6 protein-coding genes are annotated in these 8,259 nt (G+C 54.7%); 1 reads left to right on the forward strand and 5 read right to left on the reverse strand.

Annotated elements, in window-relative coordinates:
* Positions 1 to 12: 12 nt before the first annotated feature.
* The 4 genes from ACOYIE_RS01665 to ACOYIE_RS01680 all read right to left on the reverse strand — a co-directional run bounded on the left by ACOYIE_RS01665 (position 13) and on the right by ACOYIE_RS01680 (position 5,466).
* Positions 13 to 1,860 carry an S-layer homology domain-containing protein gene (locus ACOYIE_RS01665; RefSeq protein WP_433410220.1) on the reverse strand — a complete coding sequence of 616 codons (1,848 nt, stop codon included), beginning with the start codon at positions 1,858 to 1,860 and terminating at the stop codon, positions 13 to 15.
* Positions 1,861 to 1,943: 83 nt separating this feature from the next.
* Positions 1,944 to 3,122, reverse strand: coding sequence for an ABC transporter permease (locus tag ACOYIE_RS01670; RefSeq protein ID WP_433410222.1), 1,179 nt, complete (start codon positions 3,120 to 3,122; stop codon positions 1,944 to 1,946).
* A gap of 2 nt (positions 3,123 to 3,124) precedes the next feature.
* Complete coding sequence (locus ACOYIE_RS01675; RefSeq protein ID WP_433410224.1) at positions 3,125 to 3,847, reverse strand: ABC transporter ATP-binding protein; 723 nt, start codon at positions 3,845 to 3,847, stop codon at positions 3,125 to 3,127.
* Positions 3,847 to 5,466 (reverse strand): efflux RND transporter periplasmic adaptor subunit, encoded by a 1,620-nt coding sequence (locus tag ACOYIE_RS01680; protein WP_433410233.1) that lies wholly within the window; start codon positions 5,464 to 5,466, stop codon positions 3,847 to 3,849. Before ACOYIE_RS01680 ends, ACOYIE_RS01675 begins: the two co-directional genes overlap by 1 nt.
* Positions 5,467 to 5,828: 362 nt before the next feature.
* On the opposite strand from ACOYIE_RS01680, the gene ACOYIE_RS01685 reads away from it, so the two are divergent.
* Complete coding sequence (locus ACOYIE_RS01685; protein WP_433410226.1) at positions 5,829 to 6,500, forward strand: response regulator transcription factor; 672 nt, start codon at positions 5,829 to 5,831, stop codon at positions 6,498 to 6,500.
* A 58-nt stretch (positions 6,501 to 6,558) separates the two neighbouring features.
* Here ACOYIE_RS01685 and ilvD read toward each other — a convergent pair.
* Positions 6,559 to 8,259 (reverse strand): dihydroxy-acid dehydratase (gene ilvD, locus ACOYIE_RS01690; protein WP_433410228.1); only part of this gene is annotated, 1,701 nt, incomplete at its 5' end.

The following is an 8,259-nucleotide window of genomic DNA, read 5'->3' on the forward strand; positions in this document are numbered from 1 at the left end:
CTTTTTTTGCGCTTATTTTGCTCGCGCTATCACAAGGCGCACACGTCCGCCGTCTTTGGTATCCTTATCATAATAGCCGGTAATCGTATAGTCTGAAAGGTTGTTGCGCAGCTCCGTCAGGGAAAGCTGACTGTACTCTCCATTGCCGGATAAATAAACGGCGCACGCATCTGCAAAATACCAGGTTTCCTCTCCTTTTGTCATGCCAAGTGTGCTGATGCTGTCCGGATTTTTCACCGAATACAGCGCCCGCACCGCAGAAAGCTGGCCGTTCTCCACGGTCAGGCGCGCAGGGCCATAAGATGCCCCCAATGTTTTTCCGCTTGTCGAGAGCGTCTTTTTTTCGCCGTTCAGCAGGTAAGTATAGCTTCCGGACAGGTTCATATCGCTGGAAGTTTCCTTTACGCTGGTAATAATCCCGTATTCATACAAATCACCGGTGAAATCATGCAATATCAGGTCGGTAATCTCGCCCTCTGCATTGACGGCATAGTATCGCACATCATCGCTATCCAGCGACGCACCGTTCAGCCGCGAGGCGTAAACACGCATCGTATCCGTGCCTCTCACATCCAGAATGCGCACATTTTTGGCCATTGTTTTGCCGCCGATGGTATAGCCGGACACTTTTCCCGATAAGGAGGCTGTTTTCAGTACGGAAACATCGGTTCCGGATGCACCGAAACCGATGGAAACAAAATCGCCCTCTCCAATCGAGGTTTTTGTACAGGGATAGGTATAAGAGTTACCGTCTGTTGCGGCAACCGTGACGGTGCGTGACGTATAGGCGTTTCCCACCGCATTATAGTAAGTGCCGGTTCCCGTAGACGTGACCACGCCGGCAATGCCTGCCGCATATTCTTCCGCCGAAATTGCAAACGCCACTTCTCCCGTGCGGCCCAGCAGCAGCGTTACTACATCCCCGATGTTCAGCCCGCCGAGCGACGAAAGTGCCAGCGCCGCTTCTCCCGTTTCAATCTGGTATTCGCTGCCCGCCACCGTGACCGATGTTGGTGAAGCAGCAGACGGAGCAGCAGACTGATAGGTGCCCGTTACCGCGTTGGCGTAAGCCCATATCGCCGAATCCGTGTAGTATACCACGTCATATTTGCATATCGCCTCCGCCGTGCTGACATAGCCGTTCCGATACACGGTTTTTCCGGCAGAAGAAACGATATCCGACAGGTCTTCCGTTACAACAAACGGGCCTGTCATTTGCTTTGCAACAATGCTCAAATAGTCAATTTCACCATTGGCATCAAGCGTATATCCCAGGGTCTGCGCATAAACCTGCCCATCCTTCGTTTCCGCTCCCAGCAGATTATAAAACAGGTACATCATGCTGCGTCTTGTCATTGCAGTGCCTTTGGAGGCTGTAACGCCGTTGTCCAGACCAAGCGATTGATATAATGCAAGCTGCCCATAGGGATAAGAGCCGGAAAAATCTTCGGTGGTATAGCCAAGCAGCTTCAGGCAGCCGGTTGCAGCCTCTTCCAGCGTTACCGTGTGATTGGGACGGTATGTTCCATCCAGATAACCGGTCAGCCAGCCCTGCTGAACGGCTGTTTTGATATAGCCGGCTGCCCAATGCGTATAAGGCACGTCCCGAAATGGCGACGCATTCGATACGCCGCTCACTTTATCCTGATAAACCGAGGCGCTTACCAGCATTTTTGCATATTCTGCGCGCGTTACCGTATTGCCCAAATTCAGATTGCCGCTGCCGTCTCCCTGCATAATACCGGCCGCCCGAACGACCTGCTCGGCAACCGCCTCTGAAACGCCGCCCGCGGCAAGCGCAGCCGGTACCGAAGCCGTCATCAGCACGGCTGCCAGCAGCAGCGCAAATAGTTTTCTCATGAAATTCGTCCTCCTTTATCCGGAGCTGCCGCAGCAGCGCCATACCATTCTTCAGGTTTCCGCCTGAAACGCGCAGACGGCCCTTATTCATATCGCAGCGCGTCAATCGGATTGAGTTTTGCCGCCTTATTTGCCGGCATAAAGCCGAAAAACACACCGATAAATACCGAAACTCCAAAACTCAGCGCAACGGCGGACAGGCTGGGGACCGCGTTGATTCCAATGGCCTTGCCCAGCGCAACCGCAACCGCCGCGCCGAATACAATACCGATCACACCGCCCAGCGCCGAAGTGGTTCCTGCCTCAATGACGAACTGACGCATAATATCTTTTTTCTTTGCCCCTAACGATTTTCGGATGCCGATTTCGCGTGTGCGCTCGGTCACCGATACCAGCATGATGTTCATAATGCCGATACCGCCCACCAGCAGCGAAATGCCCGCAATGCCGACCAGCACCATGGTCATCATGCCTGTCATTTCCTCCATGCTGTCCACAATCTCCTGCATATCGCTGATGGTATAGTAATTTTCATTTTGAAACACCGCATACAGCGCGTCATCTATCAGCGCCGTGCCCTGCGCGTTAAGCGCGGCGTCCTGCGTGGCAAAAACAAAGCTTTCAATCCTGCCGAACGTCATTTTTGCAGCCGTCGTATAGGGGATATACAGGCAGTCGTCCGCCGAACCGGCAGTGCTGTCGCCTTTTTCCTCCAGCACTCCCACAACGGTAAACGGATTGCCGTTCACTTTCAGCGTTTGTCCAACCGCTCTTCCGCCAAACACCGTGTTTGCAATATAGCTGCCCACAACGGCAACTCTGCTGCGCGCCGTCAAATCCGCGTAGCTGATAAACCGTCCCTCCGCGAGCGTAAGCTTGGAAAGCTGGGCGTATTGCTCGGAAACGCCAGTCACGCCCGTCGCGTCAAAGGCATCCGAATCTGTGCCCGTTTTGACCGTTCCCTTGACCGATACGGCCGGGCTGATTCCCATAAACACATCCTTATTCTGTTCATACAGCGCATATATATCGTCCACATCCACTGTGCGGGACGAGCCGCGTCCTGTCACCATCACATCCAGTGTATTCGTACCCATATCCTCAAACATCGCCGTCATTTCTCCCGTCATCCCCTGCATAAGCGATACGAGAATGATAACCGATCCTACGCCGATAATAATGCCCAGCATCGTCAGAAAGGCGCGCATCTTGCTTCCCGAAAGGCTTTTGACCGCCAGTTTAAACGCCTGTGTAACGCCCATTGTCAGTCCCCCCTCGGAAACGCATCGCGTGCGGGTCCGTCAAAAATAATTTTCCCATCTGCCACGCGCACCACGCGCCTGGCCTCCGCTGCGATGCTGTTATCATGCGTAATCAGCACAATGGTATTGCCTTCCCCGTTCAGCTTTTTCAAAAAGTCAAGCACCTCCCTGCTTGTGCGGGAGTCCAGCGCGCCTGTCGGCTCGTCTGCCAGAATGACCGATGGTTCGCCCGCCAGCGCCCGTGCGATGGAAACACGCTGCTGCTGACCGCCCGAAAGCTGGCTCGGCAAATTTTTTTCCTTTCCCGCCAGCCCGACACGCGCTATCTGAACGGCCGCACGCCGCGCACGTTCTTCTGCCGGCACGCCGGCATACAGCAGCGACAGTTCCACATTTTCCTGTACCGTCAGCTTGGGAATCAGGTTATACTGCTGAAAAATAAATCCAAGCGTTTTGTTTCGTATTTCAGCCTGCTCGTCGTCCGTCAGCCCGGAAACATCCTTGCCGTTCAGCAGGTATTGCCCGCGCGTCGGCACATCCAGGCAGCCGATAATATTCATCAGCGTGCTCTTTCCCGAACCGGACTGGCCAACAATGGCAACAAACTCGCCCGCTTGGATAGACAGCGAAACCCCGTCGGACGCATGCACTTCCGCGTCCCCCATCCGGTATATTTTATAAATATCGCGCAGCTCAATCAGCGGCGTTCCCTGTTGCTGCTTCATCACGGCATACCGCCTCTGCCCTGGCCGGCTGGCGCTGCACCGGCAGGGCCCCCTTCCGGTGCCGCGCCAGCCGGCATGCTGCCCATTTCACCTGCCGGCATCATCTCCATCTCATCCGATGCGGCACGCTCTGCCTGCGGCACATATACAACGTCGCCCTCCTGCAAGCCTGAAATAATTTCAATATAGTTATCGTCGGACAGGCCGGTTTCCACCTCTACAGCCTTCCAGCCATCCGGCAGCAGCGCGCCGCCTACCATCGTCTGCTCGGTATTTTTTTCGCCCTCCGCTTTTACATAAACGGTGTTTCCGCGCTGTACCGCCGCAATCGGCACGGCAAGCGCATTCTCCGATTCGCTGACCACAATGGTAGCGTCAACATTCATCCCCGGCAGCAGCCCGTCGGGCACGTCGTCAATCTGTACCGTAACCGGATAGGTCGTCACGCCGTTTTCGGTTGTACCTGCAACAGAAACTTTTGTGACGCGGCCGGTAATCTCTGTATTCTCCAGCGCATCGCAGGTGATATTGACCTTTTGCCCAACAGACACATCGGAAATATCGAGCTCATCAAGCGATATATCAAATGTCAAATAAGACAAATCGTAGATGACAGCCAGCGTATTCTGTCCGTTTGTTGCATCCAGCGTATCTCCAACCTTGGTGTTTTTGGTAATAATCGTGCCGTCAATCGGCGCTTTAATGGTGTAATCTTCCAGTTTTTCCACCGTGTTCTGATAAGAAAGCTGCGACTGCTGCAAAGAAATCTGGCTGTTCTTTACCTGGCTCTCCGTTGAGGTTGAGGTCAGTGTCACAATCGTCTGATTTTTGGAGACGGACGCACCTTCCCGCACATGCAGCTCCGAAATCTTTCCTGATACGCCTGCGGTAACCGTGGACTCCGACAGATAAGTAAAGTTTGCTCCCTGGTTGCAGGCAATACCATTTATGGTGGCAGTAGCGGCCGACGACGTGGAAAGCCCGCCCGGGTTGGAAACACGAATTGTTACATTGCGCACAATCTGATAGCCGTCCAGCACCGTATCGGCGGCATCTATGGCCGTTACCGTACCGGAAAGCGTTTCAAACGAACCATCTATCGTAACAACCGCCGCCGCGCCCACGCCAAACGAGGCGACATCCGCTGCATTAAACGGCACCGTCAGCTCCATCACCGAGGAATCCCGAATATCGGCAATCTTCGCCCCCGCCTGCACCTGATCTCCTGCGCTGACGTACAGCGTGGTAATGACGCCTGCCGCATCTGACTTTACCTGCAAACTGTCCAGGCTCTCCAGCGACTGATTGTAGTTATTCTGGCTTTGCTGCAAGGACAGCTTTGCCTGTTCAATGGAGTTTTCTGCGTCTGTTTTGTCAATTTCATAGAGAATATCGCCTTTTTTTACCGAATCTCCCTCCTCAAAGGTGCAGGAAAGCACGTCGCCCTGCACCGAAGCCGTTACATCATACTGGTTTGCCGGCTGTACGGTGCCTGTTGCTGTCAGCGTCAGCTGAATGTTGCGCCGCTCTGCCGGATTTTCTGTATACGCCTGCACTTCAGCGCCGCTTAAAGCACCGGCCCGCAAGCGAACGCCGATCCCGACAGCAGCCAGCAGCACAACTGACAATATAACGGTTGCTTTTTTCTTCCGGCTCCCGCCTTTTTTCTTTTCCGATGCATCACCGTTTCTTTTTGCTGCATGCTTCCCGCTGTGCATCTTTTCCATAAATACGGACTTCCATTTACCGAATGGCAGTTGCAATTCCAAACTCCTCCCAGCTCATATTAATATGATAATACAATATTACAATAATACACCTCACTTGTCAACGCTTCTTTTGTCTGCGTCTCATCATACGAGCCTTTCCTTAATGAAAGATTGAAAAAAGGTGTACTTCACAAAAGCTTTATCCGCTGTACACCAAATTTCCATATTTTTCTGACAGAATAAAACCATCAATGGATAGGAGAGGAAAATTCATGCGCATTTTGCTCAGCGGCTCTGGAAAAGGTGACGATATCGCTGGATTTTTAAAAAAATCACACATTCTAATAGACTATATCCCGCAGTCTGAACAGGCGCTTCTCGCGCTTTCGGAAAACATTTATGACGCGATGATCTATCTCTCCGCAGATGCCAAACCCGAGCAGCAGGTGCATAGGCTTCGCGCAGACGGCATTGTCCTTCCCATTCTGATTGCCGCGGCCCATGCCTCTGCGCACGACCGGATGCATGCACTGGATGCAGGAGCGGACGACGTTATGAGCCGCCCTTTTCTGCTTGGCGAACTGCTTGCCCGTTTACGCGCACTCTGCCGGCGCGTTTCTGTGCCGCAGGCAACCGTGCTGCATACAGGCGATCTGACACTTGATCTGCACGCCTGCCTGTTGTCCGGCCCTGTCGATGCAATGCGGCTGTCTGCCCGCAACATGCAGCTTCTGGAACTGTTTCTGAAGCACCCCGGACAGACGCTGCTGCGGGAAACACTGCGCCAAAAAGTTTGGGGCATTGACTGTGAAACGTCCTACAACAGTCTGGAGGTCTATCTGACCCTGCTGCGGCGCAAAATCCATGCTGTCGGCTCATCTGCACAGATTATCGCCGTACGCGGGTTGGGATACTGTTTTACCCCCGCGCTACCATCCAGCTAAAAACAGAAAATCCCGCCGGCTGAAATCAGGCTTCAGCCGACGGGACTTTTTTGATTTTTTATTTCATATAACCGCCCTGCATCGGGGATACCGCATGCTCGGAAAACAGTTTGAGCACGCCGGATGGATATTTGGGCGCCTTGGGCTGCCACTTTGCGCGGCGCTCCGCAAGGATTTTTTCCATTTCTTCCGGTGTTTTGCGCACGCCCTTCACGCCCACGATGGCAAGGATGCGCTCCGGAATATCAATCTGAATCAGGTCGCCCTCTTCCACCAGCGCAATCGGTCCGCCGGTTGCCGCTTCGGGCGAAACATGGCCGATAGAGGGACCGGTGGAAGCGCCGGAGAAGCGCCCGTCAGTGATCAGCGCAATGGAGCGTCCCAGCTCCTTATCCGAAGAAATCGCCTCCGAGGTATAGAACATCTCCGGCATGCCGCTGCCCTTCGGGCCTTCATAGCGGATAAACACCGCGTCGCCCGGCTGAATCTCATGCCGCAGCACCGCGCTGATTGCTTCCTCCTCGCTGTCAAACGGGCGGGCATTGAGTACTGCGCGGAACATCTCCTTCGGGCAGGCCGTGTGCTTGATGACCGCGCCTTCCGGGGCAAGGTTTCCCTTCAGGATTGCGATTGCGCCGTCCGTACCAATCGCCTTGTCAAACGGACGGATGACATCCTCGCGCGTCACGCCGTGCGCGGCGCAATATTCGTCGCACTTGTCATAGAAACCGTTCTGCTTGAGCTCGTCCAGATTTTCGCCCAGCGTTTTGCCCGTCACCGTCATTGCATCCAGATGCAGCAGCGGGCGAATCTCTTCCATAATGCGCGGCACACCGCCCGCATAATAGAAATACTGCGCCGGCCACTTGCCTGCCGGACGGATATCCAGCAGATAATGCGCGCCGCGGTGCATCCGGTCGAACATCTCCGCATCCAGTTCAATGCCAAATTCATGTGCGATGGCCGGCAAATGCAGCAGCGAGTTGGTAGAGCCCGATATGGCCGCGTGTACCATGATCGCGTTTTCAAACGATTCCTTAGTGACAATATCGCGCGGTTTCAGCCCAATTCTGGCCAATTCCATCACCTGGCGGCCGGCCCGCGCGGCTACATCGCGCAGATCCGCGCAGGTAGCCGGCATCAGCGCCGAACCCGGCAGCATCAGGCCAAGCGCCTCGCCCATTACCTGCATGGTGGACGCCGTGCCCATGAACGAGCATGCGCCGCACGACGGACAGGCGTGCTGCTTATAGAACGTAAGCTGCTCCGCAGTAATTTCGCCGCGCTCATACTGCGCGCTGTACTTGCCGATCTGCTCCAGCGTCAAAAGGTCCGGGCCGGCATCCATCACACCGCCGGTTACCAAAATGGACGGCATATTGACGCGGGCAATGCCCATCAGATGCGCTGGCACCGCCTTATCGCACGAGGAAACAAATACGCCGCCGTCGAACGGGGTTGCGCCTGCGTGGATTTCAATCATGTTGCAAATGGTATCGCGGGACGCCAGCGAATAATTGATGCCGTCATGTCCCTGCGCCATACCGTCGCAGATATCGGTGGCAAAATACCGCGCCGCCTTGCCGCCCGCGCTGCGCACACCCGCAACCGCACGGTCGACCAGCTCAAGCAGATGCGCGCTGCCCGGATGGCTGTCTCCAAACGTGCTTTCAATCATAATCTGGGGTTTGGACAGATCTTCCACCGTCCAGCCCATGCCCATACGCAGAGGGTCCTGTTCAGGCGCAAGTTTGCGCAC

It is taken from the genome of Agathobaculum sp. (genome assembly GCF_050946325.1).
GTDB lineage: Bacteria > Bacillota > Clostridia > Oscillospirales > Butyricicoccaceae > Agathobaculum.

Excerpts from the sequence above, each read along its gene's own strand:
- ACOYIE_RS01665 (WP_433410220.1), bottom strand. The coding sequence starts at position 1,860 with ATGAGAAAACTATTTGCGCTGCTGCTGGCAGCCGTGCTGATGACGGCT.
- ACOYIE_RS01670 (WP_433410222.1), bottom strand. The coding sequence starts at position 3,122 with ATGGGCGTTACACAGGCGTTTAAACTGGCGGTCAAAAGCCTTTCGGGA.
- ACOYIE_RS01675 (WP_433410224.1), bottom strand. The coding sequence starts at position 3,847 with ATGAAGCAGCAACAGGGAACGCCGCTGATTGAGCTGCGCGATATTTAT.
- ACOYIE_RS01685 (WP_433410226.1), top strand. The coding sequence starts at position 5,829 with ATGCGCATTTTGCTCAGCGGCTCTGGAAAAGGTGACGATATCGCTGGA.